Source organism: Pseudomonas sp. PLB05 (assembly GCF_021106615.1).
GTDB classification, from domain to species: domain Bacteria; phylum Pseudomonadota; class Gammaproteobacteria; order Pseudomonadales; family Pseudomonadaceae; genus Chryseomonas; species Chryseomonas benzopyrenica.
Window position 1 is genome coordinate 372715 of sequence record NZ_JAJOHO010000003.1, and the last position, 24312, is coordinate 397026.

General features: G+C 66.0%; 21 protein-coding genes and 1 pseudogene. 12 read left to right on the plus strand and 10 right to left on the minus strand.

Features of this window, described 5'->3' with window-relative positions:
- Window positions 1-23 precede the first annotated feature (23 nt).
- The 3 genes and pseudogenes from LRS53_RS14525 to LRS53_RS23990 all read left to right on the plus strand — a co-directional run bounded on the left by LRS53_RS14525 (window position 24) and on the right by LRS53_RS23990 (window position 3199).
- Window positions 24-509 (plus strand): GNAT family N-acetyltransferase, encoded by a 486-nt coding sequence (locus LRS53_RS14525; protein ID WP_017641829.1) that lies wholly within the window; start codon window positions 24-26, stop codon window positions 507-509.
- Between the two features lie 857 nt (window positions 510-1366).
- A pseudogene (locus LRS53_RS23985) lies at window positions 1367-2341 on the plus strand (methyl-accepting chemotaxis protein); the annotation flags it as partial.
- Window positions 2342-2368: 27 nt separating this feature from the next.
- Entirely contained in the window at window positions 2369-3199 is an 831-nt protein-coding gene (locus tag LRS53_RS23990) for a methyl-accepting chemotaxis protein (RefSeq protein WP_442968529.1), read from the plus strand.
- Window positions 3200-3883: 684 nt separating this feature from the next.
- Here the strand turns inward: LRS53_RS23990 and codA are convergent.
- Together codA and codB are read right to left on the minus strand one after the other, a co-directional pair.
- Window positions 3884-5125 (minus strand): cytosine deaminase, encoded by a 1242-nt coding sequence (codA, locus tag LRS53_RS14535; protein ID WP_231356386.1) that lies wholly within the window; start codon window positions 5123-5125, stop codon window positions 3884-3886.
- An 11-nt stretch (window positions 5126-5136) separates the two neighbouring features.
- Window positions 5137-6396 carry a cytosine permease gene (gene codB / locus LRS53_RS14540; RefSeq protein ID WP_269216735.1) on the minus strand — a complete coding sequence of 420 codons (1260 nt, stop codon included), beginning with the start codon at window positions 6394-6396 and terminating at the stop codon, window positions 5137-5139.
- Between the two features lie 197 nt (window positions 6397-6593).
- Between codB and LRS53_RS14545 the strand changes: the two genes are divergently transcribed.
- The 8 genes from LRS53_RS14545 (at window position 6594) to LRS53_RS14580 (ending at window position 15582) form a co-directional block, all read left to right on the plus strand.
- Entirely contained in the window at window positions 6594-7511 is a 918-nt protein-coding gene (locus LRS53_RS14545) for a 3-hydroxyacyl-CoA dehydrogenase family protein (RefSeq protein ID WP_231356387.1), read from the plus strand.
- Entirely contained in the window at window positions 7508-8944 is a 1437-nt protein-coding gene (locus tag LRS53_RS14550) for a sigma-54 interaction domain-containing protein (RefSeq protein WP_231356388.1), read from the plus strand. The genes LRS53_RS14545 and LRS53_RS14550 overlap by 4 nt, the downstream gene beginning before the upstream one ends.
- A gap of 358 nt (window positions 8945-9302) precedes the next feature.
- On the plus strand, window positions 9303-10697 hold the full coding sequence (locus LRS53_RS14555) for a GntP family permease (RefSeq protein WP_064308006.1): 1395 nt from the start codon (window positions 9303-9305) through the stop codon (window positions 10695-10697).
- Between the two features lie 10 nt (window positions 10698-10707).
- A complete protein-coding gene (locus tag LRS53_RS14560; RefSeq protein ID WP_231356389.1) occupies window positions 10708-11460 on the plus strand; it encodes a 3-hydroxybutyrate dehydrogenase in 753 nt (250 codons plus the stop codon).
- A 19-nt stretch (window positions 11461-11479) separates the two neighbouring features.
- Window positions 11480-12181 (plus strand): CoA transferase subunit A, encoded by a 702-nt coding sequence (locus tag LRS53_RS14565; protein WP_007162850.1) that lies wholly within the window; start codon window positions 11480-11482, stop codon window positions 12179-12181.
- 1 nt (window position 12182) lies between these two features.
- Window positions 12183-12809, plus strand: coding sequence for a CoA transferase subunit B (locus LRS53_RS14570; protein WP_017641837.1), 627 nt, complete (start codon window positions 12183-12185; stop codon window positions 12807-12809).
- Between the two features lie 13 nt (window positions 12810-12822).
- Window positions 12823-14004, plus strand: a complete 1182-nt coding sequence (locus LRS53_RS14575; protein WP_231356390.1) for an acetyl-CoA C-acetyltransferase — start codon at window positions 12823-12825, stop codon at window positions 14002-14004.
- Between the two features lie 156 nt (window positions 14005-14160).
- Entirely contained in the window at window positions 14161-15582 is a 1422-nt protein-coding gene (locus LRS53_RS14580) for a short-chain fatty acid transporter (RefSeq protein WP_231356391.1), read from the plus strand.
- Between the two features lie 56 nt (window positions 15583-15638).
- On the opposite strand, the gene LRS53_RS14585 is transcribed toward LRS53_RS14580, so the two are convergent.
- From LRS53_RS14585 to LRS53_RS14605, 5 genes are all read right to left on the minus strand, one after another.
- The gene (locus tag LRS53_RS14585; RefSeq protein ID WP_017641840.1) at window positions 15639-15863 is read right to left on the minus strand and encodes a hypothetical protein; all 225 of its coding nucleotides are present in this window, start codon (window positions 15861-15863) and stop codon (window positions 15639-15641) included.
- A gap of 130 nt (window positions 15864-15993) precedes the next feature.
- On the minus strand, window positions 15994-16746 hold the full coding sequence (locus LRS53_RS14590) for a TerC family protein (protein ID WP_017641841.1): 753 nt from the start codon (window positions 16744-16746) through the stop codon (window positions 15994-15996).
- Between the two features lie 113 nt (window positions 16747-16859).
- Window positions 16860-17675, minus strand: a complete 816-nt coding sequence (locus LRS53_RS14595) for a quaternary amine ABC transporter ATP-binding protein (RefSeq protein ID WP_133859485.1) — start codon at window positions 17673-17675, stop codon at window positions 16860-16862.
- Window positions 17672-18523 (minus strand): ABC transporter permease, encoded by an 852-nt coding sequence (locus tag LRS53_RS14600; protein WP_231356392.1) that lies wholly within the window; start codon window positions 18521-18523, stop codon window positions 17672-17674. The genes LRS53_RS14595 and LRS53_RS14600 overlap by 4 nt, the downstream gene beginning before the upstream one ends.
- Before the next feature lies 1 nt (window position 18524).
- A complete protein-coding gene (locus LRS53_RS14605) occupies window positions 18525-19484 on the minus strand; it encodes an ABC transporter substrate-binding protein (protein ID WP_231356393.1) in 960 nt (319 codons plus the stop codon).
- 284 nt (window positions 19485-19768) lie between these two features.
- Between LRS53_RS14605 and LRS53_RS14610 the strand changes: the two genes are divergently transcribed.
- Window positions 19769-20605, plus strand: coding sequence for an MBL fold metallo-hydrolase (locus tag LRS53_RS14610; RefSeq protein ID WP_231356394.1), 837 nt, complete (start codon window positions 19769-19771; stop codon window positions 20603-20605).
- A 548-nt stretch (window positions 20606-21153) separates the two neighbouring features.
- Here LRS53_RS14610 and LRS53_RS14615 read toward each other — a convergent pair.
- The 3 genes from LRS53_RS14615 to hpxO form a co-directional block, all read right to left on the minus strand.
- Window positions 21154-21936, minus strand: a complete 783-nt coding sequence (locus LRS53_RS14615) for a phosphate/phosphite/phosphonate ABC transporter substrate-binding protein (protein WP_231356395.1) — start codon at window positions 21934-21936, stop codon at window positions 21154-21156.
- A gap of 46 nt (window positions 21937-21982) precedes the next feature.
- Entirely contained in the window at window positions 21983-22996 is a 1014-nt protein-coding gene (locus LRS53_RS14620; protein ID WP_173147006.1) for an ABC transporter substrate-binding protein, read from the minus strand.
- Window positions 22997-23072: 76 nt separating this feature from the next.
- Window positions 23073-24230, minus strand: coding sequence for an FAD-dependent urate hydroxylase HpxO (gene hpxO / locus LRS53_RS14625; protein WP_231356396.1), 1158 nt, complete (start codon window positions 24228-24230; stop codon window positions 23073-23075).
- Window positions 24231-24312: the final 82 nt, after the last annotated feature.

Below are 24312 nucleotides of genomic sequence, written 5' to 3' on the forward strand. Positions count from 1 at the left end.
CCCGCGACCTGACCAAGGCACCCATGACCACCCAGATCCGCCCCGCCCGCCGCACCGACGCCGCCCGTATCCATGCATTGATCGTCGAGTTGGCCGACTACGAAAAGGCCATCCACGAGGTCCTGGCCAGTCCGGCCCAGATCGAGGCCACGCTGTTCGCCGCCGACACCCCGACCCGCGCCCTGGTCGCCGAGCAGGAAGGTGTGGTGGTGGGCTATGCCGTGTATTTCTACAGCTATTCCACCTGGTTGGGCCGCAACGGGATCTACCTGGAAGACCTCTATGTGAGCCCCAGCGCCCGCGGCACCGGCCTGGGCAAGGGCCTGCTGCGCGAGCTGGCCCGCGAGGCGGTGGCCAACGATTGCGGTCGCCTGGAATGGAGCGTGCTGGACTGGAACACGCCCGCCATCGACTTCTACGAAAGCCTGGGCGCCCAGGCCCAGAGCGAATGGGTACGCTATCGCCTGGATGGCGCCGCGCTGCGGGATTTCGCCGAAAGCGGGCGATAGGCTTTCATAGGTTGGGCTGAGCGCAGCGAAGCCCAACAGCTGTTTCCCCGGCGCCGGATTTGTTGGGCTTCGACGGTAGAGCCGTCTCAGCCCAACCTACGGTGATCGCGGCCATGGCATGGTCACGATAGCTGAACCGCCGTAGGTTGGGCTGAGCGCAGCGAAGCCCGACAGCTGTTGCCCTGGCGCCGGATTTGTTGGGCTTCGACGGTAGAGCCGTCTCAGCCCAACCTACGGTGATCGCAGCATGGTCACGATAGATGGACCGCCGTAGGTTGGGTTGAGCGCAGCGAAGCCCAACAGCTGTTGCCCCGGCGCCGGATTTGTTGGGCTTCGACGATAGAGCCGTCTCAACCCAACCTACGGTGATCGCGGCATGGTCACGATAGCTGGACCGCCGTAGGTTGGGTTGAGCAACGGGCCTGGCCTGAACGGCGGCAATACTGGGCCGCCAGATAAGCCTTACTGGGCAAGAACTCCTACCATCTGACTTTTGCAGATAAGTTCAGCCGCCCGTCCTCACAGTAACGCCGAGCATCCCCCGCCGTTCACCGGTTGACCAAATTTTCACATTTTCATTGTCAGATTAATCCCACCGCCCTGCCCTGCCGCGCTCTGCAGCCGCGCCTTTCAGCAGTAGTTGAAAACGTATTGCTGCCCCCTTCGGAAGATCACCAGAGCGCATCCCAACCCGAAAACGTATCGCGATAACTATGACTGCCTGCGCAACACGCGGCGGCCGCTCGCCTTCGAAGCCCCCTGTCCAGGTAGTCCACATGCAACATAATGGCTGGAATTTTCTTAGCAATATCAGCGTTCGGGCCAAGCTCACGCTCGGCTTTTCCCTGCTCCTGGGCATGATCCTGCTGGTGGCCTATACCGGCTGGCAGGCTATCGAGACCCTTCGCAATCGGAGCGAGCGAGCAAGCGACATCTCAGATTTCAGCACGATGGCGCGAGATATGCGCATCGAGCGACTGCTGTACTTCGTCAAGGCCGATGATACTCAGGCGGGCAAGTGGCTCACGGCACTGGATAAGACGGAAAAGCAGTTGCTGGCGATTGGACCTAATTTCAAATCGCCCATTAACTTGGCGCTGATCGCGGATACGGAATCCACCCTCAAGAGGTACCGTGAATTCTACAACCAAGCCGTTACCGCAACTCGCGCGCGTGAAGCAACGCGCAAGGTCGCGTCCGCTGCCGCCGAGGCGGCCAATGAGCAGCTCCTGGCACTGTCCAAGGCGGCAGGTGCGGAAAGCGGTCGCTATGCGGATCGCCAAATAGTCGCTGACCTGTTCCTCAACGTCCAACGGATGAGAATCAACTTCCGTGGTTATGCCTCGCTGCCGAGCCCGGACACCGAAGAGGCCGCGCGGAGCGCCATCGCCACGGTGCTGGCCCAGGTCAAGGGACTCGATTCGACTGAGCTGCCAAGCAGTGCCATCCAGGCGTTCTCCGGCGAGGTCAGCAACTATCAGCGCGAGCTGCAGCACCTGATCGCAGAGCAGGCGGAGGTCGACAAGGCGCAGGGCGGTATCTCGATCTCCATCACGGCGATTCTCACCGTGGCCGACAAAATGACCGACATCCAGAGTGAGCTCCAGATAGCCGATGCTGCCGGGGCCCGCCAGATGCTGCTGCTCTGGCTTGGCGTGGCCATCGTCCTGGGCCTGCTCAGTGCCTGGTTGATCACCCGCTCCATTGTCAGGCCGCTAAAGGAAACCGTGGCCTTGGCGGAGACCGTTGCCACTGGCGACTTCACTCATCAGCAGCAGGTCACCCGTAAAGACGAACTGGGTGCGCTCCAGGCCAGCATGCAGCGGATGACCACCAATCTGCGCGGGCTGATCGGCGAGATGAAGGACGGCGTCGTGCAGGTGGCCAGCGCGGCCGAGCAGTTGTCGGCCGTTACCGAGCAGACCAGCGCCGGCGTACAGTCTCAGAAAGTCGAGACCGACCAGATCGCCACCGCGATGCAGGAAATGACGGCCACTACCCACGAGGTGGCACGCAATGCCGGCGAAGCCGCCCGATCCGCGCTGGAAGCCAGCCAGCAGGCCCTGCAGGGCGATGAGGCTGTCAGCAGGGCGGTCGCGCAGATAGAGCTGCTGGCCAGCGAGATGGATTCGACCAAGACCGCCATGGCCACGCTGCGCAGCCATGCCGAAAGCATCGGCGGGGTGCTTGATGTGATCAAGGCCGTGGCCGAGCAGACCAACCTGCTGGCGCTGAATGCGGCCATCGAGGCGGCTCGAGCGGGCGAGGCGGGCCGTGGCTTCGCGGTAGTGGCCGACGAGGTGCGCGGACTGGCCCAGCGCACTCGCTCTTCCACCGACGAGATCGCGCAGCTGATCACCGGCTTGGGCCAGAGCACCGACCGGATGGCGGTGGTGCTCGAGCAGAACATGCTGCTGACCGACAGCAGCGTAGGACTGTCGCGTGAAGCCGGTGAGATGCTCAAGCGCATCACCCAGGCGGTGCGCGACATCGAATCCATGAACGAGCAGATTGCCTGCGCCGCAGAGCAGCAGAGCGCTGTAGGCGAAGAGATCAGCCGCGGCGTGACCAACGTGCGCGACATCTCCGATCAGACGGCCGCCGCCAGCGAGGAAACCGCTTCGTCGAGCATGGAATTGGCGCGCATTGGCGTTCGCCTGCAGGAAATGACCAGTCGCTTCAAGGTATAGGACAAGCAGGCGCGACCGGGTCGATCATGCATGAAACGCCGATGAGATCGACCCGCTATAACGGTAATGGACCGACCTGCCTGTTTTCGTCGATTAAACGGCAGAAAACCCGTCGTGGGCTTCGCGGAACAGCAACGCCAGGGGGTTGGTTCGGAACGACTGTCCGTACTTGCAAGACCACTTTTCCAGCCCAGAAACCAAGCTCATTTCACCCAAATAACACCCTATCTTCGCTTGACCTTGGTCCGGCAGGGGATGCTCGTGGAAGATGCCCAGAAAGATAAAATGAAGCTGCTGAGTTGGGCGCTCGCAATAATGGTAACGGGCCTAGCCTGCCTGTTCACGGTCGTCATGCTCAAGGTCTCTTGACCGGGCGCTTTGTCATGAGGCGATCTCGGAGGCCAGCACCTGTGCCTGAAGCACGGCATTGACGATCCATCGATGCGGCCGCTCCGACACCCTGGCTTCCCGTAGGAGCGGCCCATGGCCGCGATCCGTGTCAGCCGGCGCGTGGAAACGGCGCAGCCTTATCCGCTGGAGCTTCGGCATGGGGCTTGCCCTCACCCCAGCCCTCTCCCAGAGGAGAGGGGGTTGTTCGAGCGAGCGGCAGGTCTTTGTCAGTACTGAAGAATCGCGATCAACCGGCACCAGCCTATTCATCGCACAGTCCCCAGCCAGAGTCCATTACAGATCCGCCAACTCCACCTGCGCCGGGCGGCGTTGCATCAGCACCTTGCCGTGGCGGATGGAATACAGCGGCAGGCCCTGGCTGCGGACCATCTCGTAGTCGCTGTCGGCGGAGAGCACCAGCAGATTGGCGGGGCGCCCCTCCTCCAGGCCATAGCGGTCGCCCAGGCACAGCGCCTTGGCACTGTTCACCGTGACCAGATCCAGCGCCGACTGCAGGTTGCGATAGCCGAGCATATGGCAGATGTGCAGCCCCGCCTCCAGCACGCGCAGGATGTTGCCGTTGCCCAGCGGATACCAGGGATCGACGATGGAATCCTGGGCGAAGCAGACGTTGAGGCCGGCCTCCAGCAGCTCGTTGACCCGGGTCACGCCGCGGCGCTTGGGAAAGCTGTCGAAGCGGCCCTGCAGGTGGATGCTCTCGGTCGGGCAGGAAATGAAGTTGATGCCGGCATGGGTCAGCAGGCGGAACAGCTTGGCGCAGTAGGCGTTGTCGTAGGAGCCCATGGCGGTGGTGTGGCTGGCGGTGACCCGCGAACCCATGGCGCGGCTGCGCGCCTCTTCGGCCAGCACCTCGAGAAAGCGCGAATGCGGATCGTCGGTCTCGTCGCAATGGACGTCCACCAGGCAACCAGTGCGCTCGGCCAGGTCCATGAGGAATTTCACCGAGCTCACGCCCTGGTCGCGGGTGTATTCGAAGTGGGGAATGCCGCCGACCACGTCAGCGCCCAGGCGAATCGACTCCTCCATCAGCTGACGGCCGTTCTTGAAGGATTCGATGCCCTCCTGGGGAAAGGCGACGATCTGCAGATCGATCAGGTGGGCGGTTTCCTCGCGCACCTCCAGCATGGCCTTGAGCGCGGCCAGGGACGGATCGGTCACGTCGACATGGGTGCGCACGTGCTGGATGCCGTGGGCGGCCAGGGCGCGGATGGTGCGCGTGGCGCGGGTCTTGGTGTCTTCCTGGGTGATGGTGGCCTTGCGCTCGCCCCAGCATTCGATGCCTTCGAACAGGGTGCCGCTCATGTTCCAGCGCGGCTCGCCGGCGGTCAGGGTGGCATCGAGGTGGATGTGCGGCTCGACGAAGGGCGGCACCACCAGGTTGCCGGCGGCGTCGATATCGTCCGGCCCCACCGCGGGGGGCATCAACTGCTCGGCGATGGCGGCGATGCGCCCGCCTTCGAGGCGGATGTCGTACAGCCCTTCGCGGTCACGCAGGCGGGCGTTGAGGATGCGCATGATGGATCTCCCTAGAGCGAGGCAGGAGCAGTAGTACGCCCCCGAGTCAGTCCATTGAACACGCCATAGGCCAGTGCCGCCACCCCAATACCCACCAGCGGTGCGACCCAGGGTGAGCCGAAGGCGGCGATGGTGCCCAGCCCATAGGCGGCCAGGCCCGGCCAGTTGTAGTGCGGCAGGCGGGCCTCGGCGAGCAAGGGATAGCGCCCGCGATGGCGCAGCCAGAAGTCGGCGACGATCACCCCGCCGATGGGCGGGATCACCGTACCGAGCAGGACCAGATAGGGCACCAGCAGGTCGTACATGCCCAGCACCGCCAGGGCGGTGCCGATCAGGGCGCCAGCCAGGGTCACGGTCTTGCGGCGGTCGGTACGCACCAGGTTGCAACCGGCCACGGCGAAGTTGTAGATGGTGTTGTCCTGGGTGCTCCAGATGTTGAGCAGCAGCATAGCCAGGGCGGCGGTGGCGAAGCCCTGCAGCATCAGCACCTCCACCACGTCGGGCTGCTGGTAGACGATGGCGCCATAGGCGCCGATCAGCACCATCAGGCCGTTGCCGATGAAGAAGCCGATCAGGCTGGCCAGCACCGCCACTCGCGTGGAGCGGGCGAAGCGCGTCCAGTTGGTGGCCTGGGTGGCGCCGCTGACGAAGGTGCCGAATACCAGGGTGATGGCGGTGGACAGGTCCAGGCTGCTGCTGGGTTGGATCGCCAGCAGGCCGGCCAGGCCGCCGGCCTTGGCGGTGGTCACGCTCATGGACAGGATCAGCAGCAGCGCCATGGCCGGCACGGCGATCCAGGAAAGGATCTCCAGGCCGCGATAACCGATGTAGGCAGTGGCGCAGAAGCCCAGGCCGAATACCGCCATCAGCGCCAGCACCGCGCCCTGCTCCAGGCCGAAGTACTTGCCCAGCACCACGGCGGCAGTGGCCGTACCCCAGGCGTACCAGCCGATCTGGGTGAAGCCGAGGATGAGGTCGCACAGCTTGCTGCCGCGCTCGCCGAAGGCGAAGCGCCCCATGAGCACCGAGTTGAGGCCGCTGCGACAGGCGATATGGCCGAGGGCGGCGGCATAGACACCCAGCAGCAGATTGCCGAGGGCGATCACCAGCAGCAGGTCGGCGAAACCGAAGGCCACTCCCAGCTTGCCGCCGGCGAACATGGTGGCGGTAAAGAAGGTGAAGCCCAGCAGCACCATGGCCAAGGAGGCCAAGCCCTTGCGGGCCTCGGGCGGGACTTCGCTCAGGGGGTAGTCGTTGCCAGCGTTGCTCATGGCGATCTCCTCGGGATGGGCGTGCCTGTCCTTAGCAGTGCCCGTGCCAGGCATCGTCGAGCGGCGTGGCAGAGCCGTGGCGTAGCCGCAGGTCCGCAGCTGGAGCCCACCTTTGGTGCAAGGGAGCGCTCCCGTGCCTTGGCCGGGGGCGGTCAAGTGTGAGACGGTTGCCGCGGCCGTCTCACAAGGAAAAGATCATGACCACGCCACGCCTCGCCGTCCTGGGTTCCGGTCTCATGGGCATCGGCATCGCCGTGCATCTCGCCCACCACGGCCATGCCGTGCGCCTGCAGGATGTCGACCCCGCCCGTCTCGCCGAGGTAGCCGCCACCGCGCGCACCCTGCTCGCCGAGCTGGAAGAAGCCGACATCGCCGTGGACACCGAGGCGGTCGTCGCCCGCCTCACGACCACGACCGAGCTTGCCGATCTCGCCGACTGCGACCTGCTGTTCGAAGCCGTACCCGAGCGCCTGGAACTCAAGCATCGTCTCTATGCCCAGCTCGAAGCCGTGCTGCGCCCGGACGCCCTGATCGCCAGCAACACCAGCGGCCTGCCCCCGGACGAGCTGGCCGCGCACCTGCGCCATCCCGAGCGCCTGCTGATCGCCCACTTCTGGAATCCGCCGCACTTCATTCCCCTGGTGGAGCTGGTGCCCGGCACGGCCACCCTACCCACGCACCTGGAGTCCGTGCGCCACCTGCTGGAAGCCGCCGACCTGGAGGCCGTGGTGTTGCAGCGGGCCATTCCCGGCTTCGTCGGCAATCGCCTGCAATTCGCCCTGTTGCGCGAGGCCCTGCACATCGTGCAGAGCGGCGCGGCGGATGCCGAGACGGTGGATCGGGTGATGCGCGCTTCCCTGGGTCGGCGCTATGCCATGGTCGGCCCCCTGGAGGCGGCGGACATGGGCGGGCTGGACACCTTTCGCGACATTGCCAGCCACCTCTGGCCAACCCTGGCGCGGGACGAGGCGCCGCTGCAGCTGCTGGAAGACCAGGTAGCCGCCGGCCGCACCGGCGTGCGCAGTGGCGCGGGCTTCTATGACTGGGACGCGGCGCGGCGCGAACGCATCGTCCAGCGGCGGCTGCACCAGCTGCGCCATGCGCTGAAGCCATGAGCCGCACCCCACCCGGTCTGCCGGGGCTGGAAGACTATGCCGGCATTCGCCAGCGGGCGATCCGCTCGCTGTTCGAGATCATCGAGCAGACCAGCAATGGCACGGTGATCGTCGACCGCGACGCGCGCATCGTCTGGATCAACCAGAGATACGCCCAGCACTTCGGCCTGCCGGATGCCGCCGCCGCCATCGGCCAGCCAGTGGAGCAGATCATTCCCCATAGCCTGTTGCGGGAGGTGGCGCGCAACGGCCAGCCGATCCTGCTGGACATGCTGGAGACCCGTAGCGGCCCCCTGGTGGTGATGCGGCTGCCCATCCATACCGATGACGGCGAACTGATCGGCGCCATCGGCTTCGCCCTGTTCGACCAGTTGCAGCAGCTGGCACCCCTGGTGACCCGCTACCTGCGCATCCAGGAAGAGCTGGCCACCACCCGGCGTTCGCTGCAGCACGCGCGTACCGCCAAGTACGGCTTCGGCCATTTCGTCGGCAGCGGACCGGCCAGCCTGGAGGTCAAGCGCCGCGCCCGCCGCGCTGCCGCCAGTGCGGCCGCGGTGCTGCTGTTGGGCGAGACCGGCACCGGCAAGGAGCTGCTGGCCCACGCCATCCATGGCGCCTCGCCGCGGGCCGGGCGACCCTTCGTCAGCATCAATGCCGCGGCCATTCCGGAAAGCCTGCTGGAAGCGGAATTCTTCGGCACCGCGCCTGGCGCCTTCACCGGTGCCGAGCGCCGGGCACGTCCAGGCAAGTTGCAGATCGCCCAGGGCGGCACCCTGTTTCTCGATGAGATCGGCGACATGCCCCTGGCCTTGCAGGCCAAGCTGCTGCGGGTGCTGCAGGAAAAGGAGTACGAACCCCTGGGCTCCAACGAGGTGCTGGCCTGCGACGTGCGGATGATCGCCGCGACCTCGCGTGACCTGGACGTCGCCGTGGCCGAGGGGCGCTTTCGCGCCGATCTCTATTACCGACTCAATGTGCTGCCGATCCGCATCCCGCCGCTGCGTGAGCGCCTGGACGACCTGGCGGTGCTGGCAGAGGCCATCCTCGACAGTCTGCCCCAGGTAGGCGGACAGCCCACCCCTGAACTCACCGCCGATGGCCTGGCGCTGCTGCAGCGCCAACCCTGGCCCGGCAACGTGCGCGAGTTGCGCAACGTGCTGGAGCGCGCGGTGCTCTTGGGTGACGACAGCCAGTTGGATGCGAGGGCACTGGCCGAAGCCTTAGGTCTCTCTGCCGAAGGGCCTAGGCCGTCCGTGGCGAGCGCCACCGGCGAAACCTATGCCGAAGCCCGCCGGCGCTTCGATCGCGAGCTGTTGCAGGGCACTCTGGCCAGCTGCGGCAGCAAGGTGGACGAAGCCGCCCGCCGCCTGGGGCTGGGGCGGTCCACGCTGTACAAGAAACTAGTGGCCTTGGGGCTGACGTCTCAAGATTGAGATATATCTACATAAAGAGACAGCCTGTAGGAGCGGCCCATGGCCGCGATGGATCGTCAATCGCGGCCATGGGCCGCTCCTACAGGTCACGACCGTAGGTTGGGTTGAGACGGCTCTATCGTCGAAGCCCAACATGAAAGGCCATGGGCTGATGTTGGGCTTCGCTTCGCTCAACCCAATCTACGGGGTCCAGCTTTTGAGACAAAATGGCGGTAAATGGCAGTGATCAAAATAAAAACTTTTACAAAACAATAGCTTATAAAGCTGGCACGGTTCTGGCTCCTGTGTTCAGGCGATCCCTGTATCGCCCTATAACAACAAGAACCGCTTCGCCCCAGGCGAAGCTCTAGGAGAAGCCATGAGTGTCCTGATCGCACTCGCTGCCCTGGCGCTGCTGATGTTCGCCGCCTACCGGGGTTTCAGTGTCATCCTCTTCGCCCCCCTCGCCGCCCTCGGCGCTGTGCTGCTCACCGATCCGTCCGCCGTGGCGCCCGCCTTCACCGGGGTGTTCATGGACAAGATGGTGGGCTTTCTCAAACTCTATTTCCCGGTGTTCATGCTGGGCGCCCTGTTCGGCAAGCTGATCGAGCTGTCGGGCTTTTCCCGCGCCATCGTCGCCGCGGCCATTCGCCTGCTCGGTCGCGAGCGGGCCATCCCAGTGATCGTCGCGGTCTGCGCCCTGCTGACCTATGGCGGCGTCTCGTTGTTCGTGGTGGTCTTCGCCGTCTATCCCTTCGCCGCCGAGATGTTTCGCCAGAGTGACATCCCCAAGCGACTGATCCCGGCCACCATCGCCCTGGGCGCCTTCTCCTTCACCATGGATGCCCTGCCCGGCACCCCGCAGATCCAGAACATCATCCCCACCAGCTTCTTCCAGACCACCGCCTGGGCCGCGCCCTGGCTGGGCCTGGCCGGGTCGCTGTTTGTCATCGCGGTGGGCCTCACCTACCTCGGCAGCGCCCGCCGCAAGGCCCGCAACAGTGGCGAAGGCTATGCCAGCGTGCCGCTGCGCAACGAACCCGAGACCGCCGCCGACCTGCCGCTGCCCAATCCCTGGCTGGCCCTGGCACCGCTGGTGCTGGTGGGCGTGCTCAACCTCTTGCTGACCCGCTGGATTCCCGACTGGTACGGCGCCACCCATAACCTGGCGCTGCCGGGCATGGCCAAGCCAGTGACCCAGGAGGTGGCCAAGCTGACCGGCATCTGGGCGGTGGAAGGCGCGCTGCTGGCGGGCATCCTGCTGGTGCTGGCCACGGGTTTCGGCGCCATCCGCGGGCGGTTGGCCGAGGGCAGCAAGACCGCCGTCTCCGGCGCCCTGCTAGCCGGGATGAACACGGCGTCCGAATACGGCTTCGGCGCGGTGATCGCCGCCCTGCCCGGCTTCGTGCTCTTCGCCCAGGGCCTCAAGGCCATCCCCGATCCGCTGATCAACGAGGCGGTGAGCGTGACCCTGCTGGCCGGCATCACCGGCTCGGCCTCCGGTGGCATGAGCATCGCCCTGGCCGCCATGAGCGATACCTTCATCGCCGCCGCCAATGCCGCGGGCATCCCGCTGGAGGTGCTGCACCGGGTGGCCTCCATGGCCAGTGGTGGCATGGACACCCTGCCGCACAACGGCGCGGTCATCACCCTGCTGGCGGTGACCGGCCTGACCCATCGCGAAGCCTATGGCGGCATCTTCAAGATCACCCTGATCAAGACCGCTGCGGTGTTCTTCGTCATCGGCCTCTACTACCTGACCGGCCTCGTCTAAGGAGACAATCATGGACCTTACCGGCAAGACCGCCCTGGTCACCGGCTCCACCAGCGGCATCGGCCTGGGCATCGCCCAGCACCTGGCCGCCGCTGGCGCCACCCTCATCCTCAACGGCTTCGGCGATCCCGCTGCGGCCCAGGCCAGCCTGCCCGGTCGCTCGGGCTTCCATGGCGCCGACCTGGCCAACCCGGCGGAGATCGAAGACCTCTTCGCCTACGCCAAACGCGACTTCGGCGGCGTGGACATCCTGGTCAACAACGCCGGCATCCAGCATGTGGCGCCGCTGGAGGACTTTCCGGTGGAGCGCTGGGACGCGGTGATCGCCCTCAATCTCTCGGCGGTGTTCCACACCACTCGCCTGGCGCTGCCGAGCATGCGCGAACGCGACTGGGGACGGATCGTCAACATCTCCTCGGTGCACGGCCTGGTCGCTTCCACTGGCAAGGCGGCCTACGTGGCCGCCAAGCATGGTGTGGTGGGCCTGACCAAGGTCACGGCCCTGGAGACCGCTCGCACTGGCATTACCTGCAACGCGCTCTGCCCGGGTTTCGTGCTCACCCCGCTGATCCAGCAGCAGTTGGACAGCCGTGGCAGCGACCCGGACCAGGCCCGTCGCGACCTGCTCAGCGAGAAGCAGCCGTCGCAGGAATTCGTCACCACCAACCAGCTGGGCGAGCTGGCACTGTTCCTGTGCAGCGACGCCGCTGCCCAGGTGCGCGGCGCCGCCTGGACCATGGACGGCGGCTGGACCGCCCAATAACGACAAGAGGATCTCTGCCATGAACAAGCTCTACCCCAACGCCGCGGCCGCCCTCGACGGGCTGGTCAGCGACGGCATCACCCTGGCCGTGGGTGGCTTCGGCCTCTGCGGCATTCCCGAGGCGCTGATCGCCGCGCTGCGTGACACCGGCGCCCGCGAGCTGACCGCCATCAGCAACAACGCCGGGGTGGACGGCTTCGGCCTCGGCCAGCTGCTGGAGACCCGGCAGATCCGCAAGATGATTTCCTCCTATGTGGGCGAGAACAAGGAATTCGAGCGCCAGTACCTGGCCGGCGAGCTGGAGCTGGAATTCACCCCCCAGGGCACCCTGGCCGAGAAGCTGCGCGCCGGTGGCGCCGGCATCCCGGCGTTCTACACCCGTACCGGCTACGGCACCCTGGTGGCCGAGGGCAAGGAGGTGCGCGACTTCAATGGCCAGCCCCATGTCATGGAACTGGCGCTGACCGCCGACGTGGCCCTAGTCAAGGCGCAACGCGCCGACAAGGCCGGCAATCTGGTGTTCAACAAGACCGCGCGCAACTTCAACCCGCTGTGCGCCATGGCCGGTCGCGTCTGCGTGGCCGAGGTGGAAGAGCTGGTGGAAGTCGGTGAGCTGGACCCCGACCAGATCCACCTGCCCGGCATCTTCGTGCAGCGTCTGGTGGTCAACGCAAGCCCCGAGAAACGCATCGAGAAACGCACCCTGAGCGAGGAGAAGTAAGATGGCCTGGACCCGCGAACAGATGGCGCAACGCGCCGCCCGGGAGCTGCAGGACGGCTTCTACGTCAACCTCGGCATCGGCTTGCCGACCCTCGTCGCCAACTACATCCCCGCCGGCATGGACGTCTGGCTGCAGTCGGAAAACGGCCTGCTGGGCATCGGCCCCTTCCCTACCGCCGAGACGGTCGATCCGGACCTGATCAACGCCGGCAAGCAGACCGTCACCGCCCTGCCCGGCAGCAGCTATTTCGATAGCGCCACCAGCTTCGGCATGATCCGCGGCGGCCATGTGAACCTGGCCATCCTGGGCGCCATGCAGGTGTCGGAAAAAGGTGACCTGGCCAACTGGATGATCCCCGGCAAGATGGTCAAGGGCATGGGCGGCGCCATGGACCTGGTGGCTGGCGTGCAGCGCGTGGTGGTGCTGATGGAACACACCGCCAAGGGCGCCCACAAGATCCTGCCGGCCTGCGACCTGCCGCTGACCGGGGTTGGCGTGGTCGACCTGATCATCACCGACCTGGCCGTGCTGGAGGTGACCGAAGGCGGCCTGAAACTGGTGGAGCTGGCCGAAGGCGTGAGCCTAGATGAACTGCGCGCCGCCACCGGCGCCCCCATCCAGGCCTGAGGAGATCCCAGCCATGCAAGACGTCGTCATCGTCGCTGCCACCCGCACCGCGGTCGGCAGTTTCCAGGGTTCGCTGGCCAATGTGCCCGCCGTGGAGCTCGGCGCCACCGTCATCCGCGCCCTGCTGGAGCAGACCGGCGTGGCGCCGGCCGCGGTGGATGAAGTCATCCTCGGCCAGGTGCTCACCGCCGGTGCGGGCCAGAATCCGGCGCGCCAGGCGGCGGTCAAGGCCGGCCTGCCCCACGAGGTGCCGGCCCTGACCCTGAACAAGGTCTGCGGCTCCGGCCTCAAGGCGGTGCAGCTGGCGGTCCAGGCGATCCGCTGCGGCGACGCCGAGATCGTCGTCGCCGGCGGCATGGAGAACATGAGCCTGGCGCCCTATGTGCTGCCCAAGGTACGCACCGGCTTGCGCCTGGGCCATGCCGAGCTGGTCGACACCATGCTCAGCGATGGGCTGTGGGATGCCTTCAACGACTACCACATGGGCCAGACCGCGGAGAATCTGGTGCAGAAATACGGCATCAGCCGCGAGGCCCAGGATGCCTTCGCTGCACGCTCCCAGCAGCGCGCCGCGGCCGCGGTGGAGTCCGGGCGGTTCCGCGAGGAGATCACCCCGGTGGCCATCCCCCAGCGCAAGGGCGAACCGCTGCTGTTCGACACCGACGAAGGCATTCGCGCCGACACTACCGCCGAAGGTCTGGCGCGCCTGCGTCCAGCCTTCACCAAGGACGGCAGCGTCACCGCGGGCAACGCCTCCAGCCTCAACGATGGCGCCGCTGCCGTGCTGGTGATGAGCGCGGCCAAGGCCGCCGCCCTGGGGCTCACGCCGCTGGCCCATATCGCCGCCTATGCCAGCGCGGGAGTGGATCCGGCGATCATGGGCATCGGCCCGGTCTCGGCCACCCGCAAGACGCTGGAAAAAGCCGGCTGGCGGCTGGCCGATCTGGACCTGATCGAAGCCAACGAAGCCTTCGCCGCCCAGGCCCTGGCGGTGGGCCAGGAGCTGGGCTGGGATGACGACAAGGTCAACGTCAACGGCGGCGCCATCGCCCTGGGCCATCCCATCGGCGCCTCCGGTTGCCGAGTGCTGGTGACCCTGCTCCACGAACTACGCCGCCGTGACGGACGGAGGGGTCTGGCGACTCTATGCATCGGTGGTGGCCAGGGCGTGGCCCTGGCGGTGGAGCGGCGGTAGTGGGTTGATCGCGGCCATGGGCCGCTCCTACAGGGACATATGAACCTGTAGGAGCGGCCCATGGCCGCGATATGACCTCAACGCGTGGAAAAGGCTGCGCCGTTTTCCACGCTACGCCTGATGTCCCTGTCCAAAACAACAACAAAAGGATCCACCATGAGTTCAACCCCTTCCCGCGACTCGCGCAGCGCGCGGTTCGCCCTGGCCTGTTCCAACTGGGCCGAACGCTGGTTTCCCGATTCCTGGGTCTTCGCGGTGCTCGCCGTGGCCGTGGTGGCCCTGGCCGCCCTGGGCATGGGCGCACCGGCGGCCACCACCGCCAAGGCCTTCGGCGATGGCTTCTGGAGTCTGATCCCCTTCACCATGCAGATGGCCTTCGTGGTCATCGGCGGCTATGTGGTCGCCAGCTCAGGCCCGGCCGGGCGCCTGATCGAACGCCTGGCGCGGGTGCCGCGCACCGGACGCGGCGCGGTGTGCTGGGTGGCCCTGGTCGCCATGCTCGCCTCCTTGCTCAACTGGGGTCTGAGCCTGGTGTTCGGCGGCCTATTGGTGCGCGCCCTGGCGCGGCGAGAAGAACTCAAGATGGACTATCGCGCCGCTGGCGCTGCGGCCTACCTGGGCCTGGGCGCGGTCTGGGCGCTGGGGCTGTCGTCCTCGGCGGCGCAACTGCAGGCCAATCCGGCCAGCCTGCCCCCGTCGATCCTGGCCATCACCGGGGTGATCCCCTTCAGCCAGACGCTGTTCCTCTGGCAGTCCGGCGTCCTGCTGCTGGTGTTGCTGGTGGTCTCGGCGGTGATCGCCTATGTCACCGCCCCGGGGCCGGACAGCGCGCGCGATGCCCGCGCCTGTGGCGTCGATGTCACCCCGGCGCCCAAGCCGGCCGCCAGGCCGACCCGTCCGGGTGAATGGCTGGAATACAGCCCGATCCTGATCGTGTTGCTGGTGCTGCTGGCCGCGGGTTGGCTGGTGCAGGAATTCGCCAGCAAGCCGGCCATCGAGGCCATTTCGGGGCTGAACACCTACAACCTGCTGTTCATCTCCCTGGGCGCTCTGCTGCACTGGCGACCCCGGCACTTCCTCGACGCCGTGGCCCGCGCGGTACCGGCCACCACCGGGGTGTTGATCCAGTTTCCGCTGTACGGCTCCATCGCCGCCATCCTGACCAAGGTCAACGGCGCCGATGGCCAGACCCTGGCGCACCATATTGCAGCGTTCTTCACCCAGATCGCCACCCACGACACCTTCGCCCTGCTGATGGGCGTCTATTCGGCGCTGCTGGGGTTCTTCATCCCCTCGGGTGGGGGCAAGTGGATCATCGAGGCGCCCTATGTGATGCAGGTGGCCAACGACCTGCAGTATCACCTGGGCTGGGCCGTGCAGATCTACAACGCCGCCGAGGCCCTGCCGAATCTGATCAATCCCTTCTACATGCTGCCGCTGCTGGGCGTGCTGGGGCTGAAGGCGCGCGACCTGGTCGGCTTTTCCTTCGTGCAGCTGCTGGTCCATGCACCCCTGGTGCTGGTGCTGCTGTGGCTGTTGGGGGGAACGTTGACGTATCTGCCGCCGGTACACCCGTAGCTCGGGTGGGGCGCAGACGATAAAGCGGGAGGGGTAAAGCGGAAGCCGGCTGAATCTCAGCCGGCGATGGCCAGGCGGGTGCTGTCGATGATGGCCTGCAGGCGGCTCGGGCTGCTGTATTCGTCACGATAGATCCGGCGGGTGTGCTTGGCCACGCCATGTTCGTTGACGACGATGAAGGAAAAACCCCGTTTGCTAGGGGCGTCGATGACGCAGCTCATCGGCGCGAAAGCGGCGCTGAGGGCATGCATGGCGTTCTGGGCTTGGGCTTGTATGTTCATGACTTCAGTTGTAAACCTCACGTGTGACGCTGCTATGACAAGGGTCCAGACCGATAGTGCCTAGTCCTTGAATTAATTGTTAGCAATAGACGTGCCGGAATGTAACAAGGCCTTCCGGCACGTCTTTTCCTTACTTGCCAGCCGTCTGCTGGCGACGCTTGGCCCGCCGCGACAGCATGTTCAGACCCTCGATCAGCGCCGAGAAGGCCATGGCCGCATAGATATAGCCCTTGGGCACATGGGCGCCGAAACCCTCGGCGATCAGGGTCATGCCGATCATGATCAGGAAGCCCAGCGCCAGCATCACGACGGTGGGGTTCCGGTCGATGAATTTGGCCAGGGGATCGGCCGCCAGCAACATGACGGTCACCGCCACCACCACCGCGATCACCATCACCGGCAGGTGTTCGGTCATGCCCACGGCGGTGATGATGCTGTCCACCGAGAACACCAGATCCAGCAAGAGGATCTGCACGATGGCCGAGCCGAACGCCAGGGTCGCCGTCTCAGCGCCCTTGGTCAGGGCGCTGTCGGGCTCGGGATCGACGTTGTGGTGAATCTCCTTGGTCGCCTTCCACAACAGGAACAGGCCACCGGCGATGAGGATCAGGTCCTTCCAGGAAAAGCTCTTGCCGAACACCTCGATGATCGGCTCGGTGAGCTGGACGATCCAGGCCACGGTGCCGAGCAGGCCCAGGCGCAGGATCAACGCCAGGCTGATACCGATGCGGCGGCCCTTCTGCTGTTGATGGGCGGGCAGCTTGTTGGTGAGGATGGAGATGAAGATCAGGTTGTCGATACCCAGCACCACCTCCATCACGATCAGGGTAGCCAGGGCAGCCCAGACGGTCGGATCGGCAGCGAGTTGTAGCAGATAGTCCATTGCGGTGCGGTTCCAGTGGGAAGAGAAAGGCCTGACGCGGGGTCAGGCCGCAGGTCTCACCATCAGAGCCTTGGCGGTGTGAAATGCTCGTGAAGACCTCTACTGCAATTGTTTCAAACTGTCGCAGCGGTACGTCGCTGGACGAAGCGCGCCACGTAGTCGTCGGCCGGCTGGCCGAGGATGTCCGCTGGGGTGCCCACCTGCACCAGCCGACCGTCACGCAGGATGGCGATGCGATTGCCCAAGCGCAGCGCCTCGTCGAGGTCGTGGGTGATGAAGACGATGGTCTTGTGCAGGCGCTGTTGCAATTCCAGCAGCTGCTCCTGCATCTCGGCGCGGATCAGCGGGTCGAGGGCGGAAAAAGCCTCGTCCATCAGGATGATCTCGGTGTCCGCCGCCAGGGCGCGGGCCAGGCCGACCCGCTGGCGCATGCCGCCGGACAACTGGTGCGGCCACTTGCGCTCGTAACCGGCCAGGCCGACTACCTCCAGCCAGTGCAGCGCCCGCTCCCGGCAGACCGCCTTGGGCTCGCCGCGCACCTTGAGTCCGTAGGCGACGTTGTCCAGCACCCGCCGATGCGGCAAGAGGCCGAAGCTCTGGAACACCATGCTGATGCGCTGGCGCCGCAACTCGCGCAACGCCGGCAGGGGCAGTTGCAGGATGTCCTGACCATCGATGAGGATGCGCCCGCTGCTCGGATCGATCAGCCGGTTGAAGTGGCGCACCAGGGTCGACTTGCCGGAACCCGAGAGCCCCATGATGACGAAGATCTCGCCTTCGGCGATCTCCAGGGAGAGATCGTCCACCCCCACCACGCAACCGGTACGGGCGAGGATATCGGCCTTGTCGTGCCCTTCACGGAGCAAGGCCAGGGCTGCCTGCTCGCGCTTGCCGAAGATCTTGGAGACCCGCTCGACGACGATCTTCATCGCTCCACCTCGTGGCGCTGGCGGCCATAGGCCTGGGTGATGCGGTCGATGACCACGGCGAGAATGACGATGGCCAGTCCCGCCTGCAGGCCTTTGCCCACGTCCAGGGTCTGGATGCCCACCAGGACCTCTTCACCGAGGCCGCGTGCGCCGATCATGGAGGCGATCACCACCATGGACAGCGCCATCATGGTGGTCTGATTGATGCCGGCCATGATGCTTGGCAGCGCCAGCGGCAGCTGCACGCCGAACAGCTGTTGCCAGCGATTGGCGCCAAAGGCGTTGACCGCTTCCATGACCTCGCGATCGACCTGGCGGATACCCAGGTCGGTGAGGCGGATCAGGGGCGGCGCGGCATAGATCACCGTGGCGAAGATCGCCGGCACCTTGCCCAGGCCGAACAGCATCAGCACCGGGATCAGGTACACGAAGCTGGGCATGGTCTGCATGATGTCCAGCAGCGGCATCAGCACCAGGCGCAGGCGAGCGCTGCGGGCGCAGAGGATGCCCAAGGGTATGCCGATGATCACCGCGATGGCGGTGGCCACCAGCACCAGGGCCAGGGTCTGCATCAGCTTGTCCCAAAGCCCCAGGGCGCCGACCAGGAACAGCAGTCCGGTGATCAGCAGGGTCGGCAACACCCGGCGGGTGGCATGGGCGGCCAGGGCCGCGACGATCAGCAACAGCGCCCACCAGGGGGTGCCGCGCAGTAGGCCTTCGAGCCAGACGATGGCCTGCAGCAGGGTGTCGGAGACGGTGCGGAAGACATCGCCGTAGCGGGTCACCAGCCAGTCGACACCACGATTGACGGCGTCGGCGAAGGAAAAGGTCAGGCCTTCGGGAAACATCCTAGAGCGCCGCCTGGATCTTGCTGCGCGCCGCCGCGTCGGTCACCCAGGCCTGCCACAGTTCGGGATGGGCCTTGAGCAGCGCCTTGGCCGCGGTGGGGGCGTCCTGCTTGGCTTCGGCCTGTTCGGCCAGGGTGCGGTTGAGCAGTTCGATGGGCACGTTGACCCGACTGAGCACGGCCACCAGCTCGGGGGCGCCGTCGTGGAAAGGCTTGGAGAGACCGGCCTGCACCTGGATGCGCTTCTCTTCGCCGGCGCGCGGCTTGAGTTGAACCATGTCCACGCGCCCCAGCAGCGGCGTCGGCGACCAGTAGTAGGTCAGGATCGGTTGCTTGCGCCGAGTGGCCGAGACGATGGCCGCATCCAGCGCCGGTCCGGTGCCGGGACGAAAGTTGGTGTACTTGTCGCTCAAGCCGTAACTCTGCAGCATCTGGGTGTTTTCCAACTCGCACGTCCAACCGGCCGGGCAGTTGTAGAAACGGCCCTTGCCTGGCTCTTCCGGATCGCGGAACAGCTCGGCATATTGTCCCAGGTCGGCGATGCTCTTCAAGTCGGGGGCCTTGGCGCCCTCGCCTTCCACCAGATAACGCGGCACATACCAGCCTTCGGTGGCGCCTTCGATGGGCGCGCCCACGCCGACCACCTTGCCGGCCGCGGCGGCCTTGTTCCAGGCCTCGCTGCGACCGATCCACTCCTCGGCGAAGACCTGGATGTCATTGTTGCCCAGCGCCTGCTCCAGGGTGATGGAGTTGCCAGGAATGCTGTCCACGGTGCAGTCATAGCCGTGCTGCAGAACGAAACCCATCAACTCGGTGAGCAGCATGCCACTCTCCCAGTTCACCCCGGCGAACTTCACCGGCTTGCTGGCGCACCAGCTGTCGGCCTGGGCGGTGCCGGCGGCGAGCAGGCCAAGGGAAAGGCCGGCGGCCAGGAGGGAACGGCGGGGAAAGGCTATGGGCATGGGTGGCTCCGTCTGCACTGGGAGGGCCAGGGCGGCAGAGCCGTTCCGCTGGCGACCCTACCTTGGTCAGCGGCGCGGGCCCAGGGTTCAGCCAAGGGCCCTGGCGCCGCCGCTGTGAGGCGCGCGGGTGCTGAATCCCGCCACATGCTCCGGTCGATTGATTGCCGCCACTTCAGCACCAACGACCGCTCCTGGCCCGTTGCGACACCCGCGCGGACGGCCGCTGCGCTCGAACTTTGCCCGCGCTCGGCTCTTCTACCGGGAACACCCACGCGGAGCCGATCATGCGTATCCATCACCTCAACTGCGGCTGCATGTGCCCCCTGGGCGGGGCGCTGTACGACGGTTTCAGCCATGGCCTTGCCGCCCACCTCGCCTGTCATTGCCTGCTGGTGGAAACCGACCGGGACGGTCTGGTGCTGGTGGATACCGGTTTTGGCGAAGCCGATCTGCGGGAGCGGGGCCGGCGGCTGAGTCCCTTCTTCCGGCTGATGAATCGCATCCAGTACGACCCCGAGCTCAGCGCCCTGGCGCAGATTCGCCGCCTGGGTTTTCGTCCGGGCGATGTTCGCCATATCGTGCTGACCCACCTGGACTTCGATCACGCCGGCGGCCTGGATGACTTTCCCCAGGCCCAGGTCCATGTGCTCCAGCGTGAATGGGACGCCCAGCGCCAGCGCCACGGCTTCATCGGCCGCCGTCGCTACAGCCCGGCGCAGTGGGAAGGGATCCGCCATTGGAATTTCCATGAACCCCGGGGTGAGCAGTGGAACGGCTTTGCCAGCGTGCGTGACCTGCCTGGGCTGCCGCCGGAGATCCTGATGATCCCGCTGCCCGGTCATACCCCGGGCCATGCCGGCATCGCCATCCAGCATGAGGGCGGCTGGCTGCTGCACGCGGGCGATGCCTACTTCTACCGCGACGAGATGCGACAGGCCGAACGCCACTGCACACCGGGCCTGAGGTTCTACCAGCGGCTGATGGAAGCCGACCGTACCAGTCGCCTGGACAACCAGGCGCGCCTGCGCGAACTTTCCCTGCGCCAGGATCTGGGGCTGACGCTGTTCTGCAGCCATGACCTGGTGGAGTTTCGGCAATTGCAGGAATGTAAGCAGGCGTAGGTTGGGCTGAGCGCAACGAAGCCCAACAGGACTCAAGCCGAGTTCCTCAATGTTGGGCTTCGACGATGGAGCCGTCTCAACCCAACCTACGACGCGACCCGCCACTGCGGTCCCGTAGGTTGGGCTGAGCGCAGCGAAGCCCAACAGGACCTAGGCCGAACTCCTCAGTGTTGGGCTTCGACGGTGGAGCCGTCTCAACCCAACCTACGACGCGACCCGCCACTGCGGTCCCGTAGGTTGGGCTGAGCGTAGCGAAGCCCAACGGGATCAGTCCTCAATGTTGGGCTTCGACAGTGGAGCCGTCTCAACCCAACCTACGACGCGATCCGCCACTGCAGTCCCGTAGGTTGGGCTAAGCGCAGCGAAGCCCAACAGGACCAAGCCGAGCTCCTCAATGTTGGGCTTCGACGGTGGAGCCGTCTCAACCCAACCTACGATGCGACCCGCCACTGCGGTCCCGTAGGTTGGGCTGAGCGCAGCGAAGCCCAACAGGACCAAGCCGAGCTCCTCAATGTTGGGCTTCGACGGTGGAGCCGACTCAACCCAAGCTACGCAATCACCGGATAGCCCTGCTCCACCGCCTCGCGGCGCCAGTCCAGCAGGGGCAGATAGATCGCCTCGTCTACTGCGGTGAAGCCCTCGATGGCGAGGCGCTCGGCCAGCGTAGGATCGGCGACCAGGCTGTCGCCCAGCGCCCCACGCAAAGCCTCAACCTCTGCATCGGACCGGCTGACGGCGGTGATGAAGGGCAGCGCTGGACTTGGGCGGGTGCGTTGCAGCAAGCGCAGACCGGCGACCCGCTCGGGTTGGGCGCGCTGCAGATAGCCATAGGTCACGGCATCCACCGCGGCCACATCGGCATGGCCTTGCTGCAACAACGCCAGGCTGTTGGCGTGGCTCTCGCTGACGATCACCTCACCAAAGAAGCGGCCACGCTCGGCCAGGGGCGCCACGGCGAGGCGCAGGAGATTCATGCCGCTGTTGGAATCCAGGCCATTGAGCGCCACTCGCTTGCCGCGCAGATCGGCCAGGCTGGCCACATCCAGGGCGTCGGGCACCAGGATGAAGGCGCAGTGCTCGGCCTCATTGCAACCCTCGAAGTGATAGCGCGGCGCCGCCACCAGACGCACCTGACCGCGCAGGCGGGTCGCCCAGGGATAGCCGCAAGTCTGGGCCAGCAGCAGCTCCGGATGACTCCAGAGCGCTGGCAGTTCCTCGGGCGCGGATTCGAGGGTCGCCCCCAGGCGCAGCGCCACGGCCTCGGCGAGCTGGCGATAGGCGTCGCGCACCTCGGCGGGCTCGACGTACATGGTAAGGGCGGCGACGGTCATGGGCGGCTCCTGCACGGAAAACCGCCATTATCCCCTATCGCTGCGCCTAGAGCGCGGCCTTCACCCGCTCGGCATTTTCCGCCGGCAGCCAGGACGTCCAGACCTCGGGGTGCTCCTTGAGGAAACGCTTGGCCACGACCTGGGCATCTTCGCGTTTCTCGGCCATGCCGGCGAGGATGCCGTTGAACTGGTCGAGGGGAAATTCGACCTTCTCGAACAGGGCCACCAGGGCCGGCGCCTTGTCGTGCAGGTCGCGGGAGACGCCGATGGTGATCTTGGCCGGGAGCGAGCGCGACGGCAGCGGATCGGGGTTCTTCGGATCCGACAGGGTATCCCAGGCCTTCTGGCTGAACGGTGGTTCTTCCAGCTGGACCAGCTTGTAGCGGCCCATCAGCGGTGTCGGCGACCAATAGTAGAAGAGCACCGGTTCGCCGCGGCGCATGGCGGTGGCGATGGCGGCGTCCAGCGCGGGGCCGGTACCGGTGCGGAAGTTGGTGTAGCTGTCGGTGAGCTGGTAGGCCTTGAGCTTCTGGCTGTTGACGATCTCGCAGGTCCAGCCGGTCGGGCAGTTCAGGAAGCGGCCCTTGCCCGGCTCCTCGGGATCGCGGAACAGCTCTTTATAACGTGGCAGATCGGCCACGCTCTTGAGATCCGGCGCCTTGGCCTGGATGCCGCGCTCAGGATCGCCCTTGACCAGGTATTCCGGCACCCACCAGCCCTCGGTGGCGCCCTTGACCGTCTCGCCGACGGCGAACACCTTGCCGGCCTGTTCCGCAGCGCGCCAGGCCGGACTGCGCCCGGCCCACTGCTCGCCGGTGACCTGGATGTCGTTTTGCGCCAGGGCGTTTTCCAGAGTCACGGTGTTGCCCGGTACGCTGTCGGTCTGGCAACCGTAGCCCTTCTCCACCAGCAGGCGCAGGACCTCGGTGGTGAACATGCCGCTCTCCCAGTTGGGGCCGGCGAATTTCACCGTCTTTGGATAGGGACAGCCGCCATCGGCGGCAAAGGCCAGTGGCGCGATGGCGAAACTGGCGAGGGTCAGGGCGAAACGCAGGCGCATGGGCAATTTCTCCGACAAGGGACGTGGTCCTTTCGACCCAAGGTATGGCCATTCGTCGCCGCGGGCCAGAGCTATTTCACAGCGGACCGTTCTCGGCGGTCTTGCGCAGGCCGGCGATCACCGTTTCGCCGGTTTCCCGGGCCAGCTCGGCGTACCAGGCCTGGGTGGCCAGGGGCTCATGACCGTGGGTGATCTCGCAGCGCTTGCGCGCCCGCGCGACGATCCCGGCGACCCGCTCCAGACGGGCTGCTTCATAGGCTTGGAGCGCTGCCAGGGGATCCTGCTCGGCGTCCAGGCAGCGCGCCAGCACCCAGGCGTCCTCCATGGCCTGGCAACCGCCCTGCCCCAGATCCGGCGCCATGGCATGGGCGGAATCGCCCAGGAGCGCTACCCGGCCCTGTACCAGGGTCGGCAGCGGCCGGGTGTCATGGATTTCCACCCGCGCCACGCCCTGGGGATCCAGCCGTTCGATCAGCCGTTGCACCGGCGGTGCCCAGCCGGCGAAGTGCTCGGCTAGCTCCGCGCGGTAACGGCTACGGTCGTTGGGTGTGCCCTTGGGCAGGGGTACATCGAAGAAGAAGTAGAATTCATCGCCGCCCATGGGCATCAGGGAGACTCGCTGATGCGCCCCGACGAATTGCGCCCAGTCGTGGGCCTCGGCTAGATCAGGCGCGATCCTCACCCGCCCGTTCCAGTTCACGTAGCCGCAATACTCACGGGTGATGGCCCGGCCCACCACCCGGTCGCGCAGGCGCGAGTGGGTACCGTCGGCGGCGATCAGCAGATCGGCCCACTCGCGACGCCCGTCGCCAAGGTGCACCGTCACCCCGTCCGCGTCCTGCTCGAAGCCCTCGCAACCGATACCCAGGGTCACCTGATCGGCGCCCACGGCGTCCAGCAGGAGGCGCTGCAGGTGGGCACGGGCGATGGGCCGTGCCGGTCGGCCCACGGCTGTATAGAGCGGCAGCAGGCTGAAGTGGGTGAGCAACTGTCCCTGGTGGTCGCGGTAGCTCATGGTCTGCATGTCGCCACTGACCGCGGCGATGGCGGGCCCCAGTCCCAGGTGTTCGAGTACCTTGACGCCGTTGGGCCAGATGGAGATGGCCGCGCCGATGGGTGCGAGGTCCTGCGCCCGCTCGAACAGGCGGACCCGGTGTCCGGCCTGCTGCAGTGCCAGGGCGGCGGTGAGACCGCCCATGCCGGCACCGGCGATGATGATGTCGAGAGATGGCATGACGGACCTCGTTGGCCGGTAACAGATGCCTTGAGCAAGCAATTTCCTGACCAGGTGGTCAGGTATTGGAATCAGGCCGCTG

Excerpts from the sequence above, each read along its gene's own strand:
- hpxO (WP_231356396.1), bottom strand. The coding sequence starts at position 24,230 with ATGCCATCTCTCGACATCATCATCGCCGGTGCCGGCATGGGCGGTCTC.
- LRS53_RS14620 (WP_173147006.1), bottom strand. The coding sequence starts at position 22,996 with ATGCGCCTGCGTTTCGCCCTGACCCTCGCCAGTTTCGCCATCGCGCCA.
- LRS53_RS14610 (WP_231356394.1), top strand. The coding sequence starts at position 19,769 with ATGCGTATCCATCACCTCAACTGCGGCTGCATGTGCCCCCTGGGCGGG.
- LRS53_RS14615 (WP_231356395.1), bottom strand. The coding sequence starts at position 21,936 with ATGACCGTCGCCGCCCTTACCATGTACGTCGAGCCCGCCGAGGTGCGC.
- LRS53_RS14585 (WP_017641840.1), bottom strand. The coding sequence starts at position 15,863 with ATGAACATACAAGCCCAAGCCCAGAACGCCATGCATGCCCTCAGCGCC.
- codB (WP_269216735.1), bottom strand. The coding sequence starts at position 6,396 with ATGAGCAACGCTGGCAACGACTACCCCCTGAGCGAAGTCCCGCCCGAG.
- LRS53_RS14560 (WP_231356389.1), top strand. The coding sequence starts at position 10,708 with ATGGACCTTACCGGCAAGACCGCCCTGGTCACCGGCTCCACCAGCGGC.
- LRS53_RS14605 (WP_231356393.1), bottom strand. The coding sequence starts at position 19,484 with ATGCCCATAGCCTTTCCCCGCCGTTCCCTCCTGGCCGCCGGCCTTTCC.
- LRS53_RS14555 (WP_064308006.1), top strand. The coding sequence starts at position 9,303 with ATGAGTGTCCTGATCGCACTCGCTGCCCTGGCGCTGCTGATGTTCGCC.
- LRS53_RS14590 (WP_017641841.1), bottom strand. The coding sequence starts at position 16,746 with ATGGACTATCTGCTACAACTCGCTGCCGATCCGACCGTCTGGGCTGCC.
- LRS53_RS14565 (WP_007162850.1), top strand. The coding sequence starts at position 11,480 with ATGAACAAGCTCTACCCCAACGCCGCGGCCGCCCTCGACGGGCTGGTC.
- LRS53_RS14545 (WP_231356387.1), top strand. The coding sequence starts at position 6,594 with ATGACCACGCCACGCCTCGCCGTCCTGGGTTCCGGTCTCATGGGCATC.
- LRS53_RS14595 (WP_133859485.1), bottom strand. The coding sequence starts at position 17,675 with ATGAAGATCGTCGTCGAGCGGGTCTCCAAGATCTTCGGCAAGCGCGAG.
- codA (WP_231356386.1), bottom strand. The coding sequence starts at position 5,125 with ATGCGCATCCTCAACGCCCGCCTGCGTGACCGCGAAGGGCTGTACGAC.
- LRS53_RS14525 (WP_017641829.1), top strand. The coding sequence starts at position 24 with ATGACCACCCAGATCCGCCCCGCCCGCCGCACCGACGCCGCCCGTATC.
- LRS53_RS23990 (WP_442968529.1), top strand. The coding sequence starts at position 2,369 with ATGAAGGACGGCGTCGTGCAGGTGGCCAGCGCGGCCGAGCAGTTGTCG.
- LRS53_RS14570 (WP_017641837.1), top strand. The coding sequence starts at position 12,183 with ATGGCCTGGACCCGCGAACAGATGGCGCAACGCGCCGCCCGGGAGCTG.
- LRS53_RS14580 (WP_231356391.1), top strand. The coding sequence starts at position 14,161 with ATGAGTTCAACCCCTTCCCGCGACTCGCGCAGCGCGCGGTTCGCCCTG.
- LRS53_RS14575 (WP_231356390.1), top strand. The coding sequence starts at position 12,823 with ATGCAAGACGTCGTCATCGTCGCTGCCACCCGCACCGCGGTCGGCAGT.
- LRS53_RS14550 (WP_231356388.1), top strand. The coding sequence starts at position 7,508 with ATGAGCCGCACCCCACCCGGTCTGCCGGGGCTGGAAGACTATGCCGGC.
- LRS53_RS14600 (WP_231356392.1), bottom strand. The coding sequence starts at position 18,523 with ATGTTTCCCGAAGGCCTGACCTTTTCCTTCGCCGACGCCGTCAATCGT.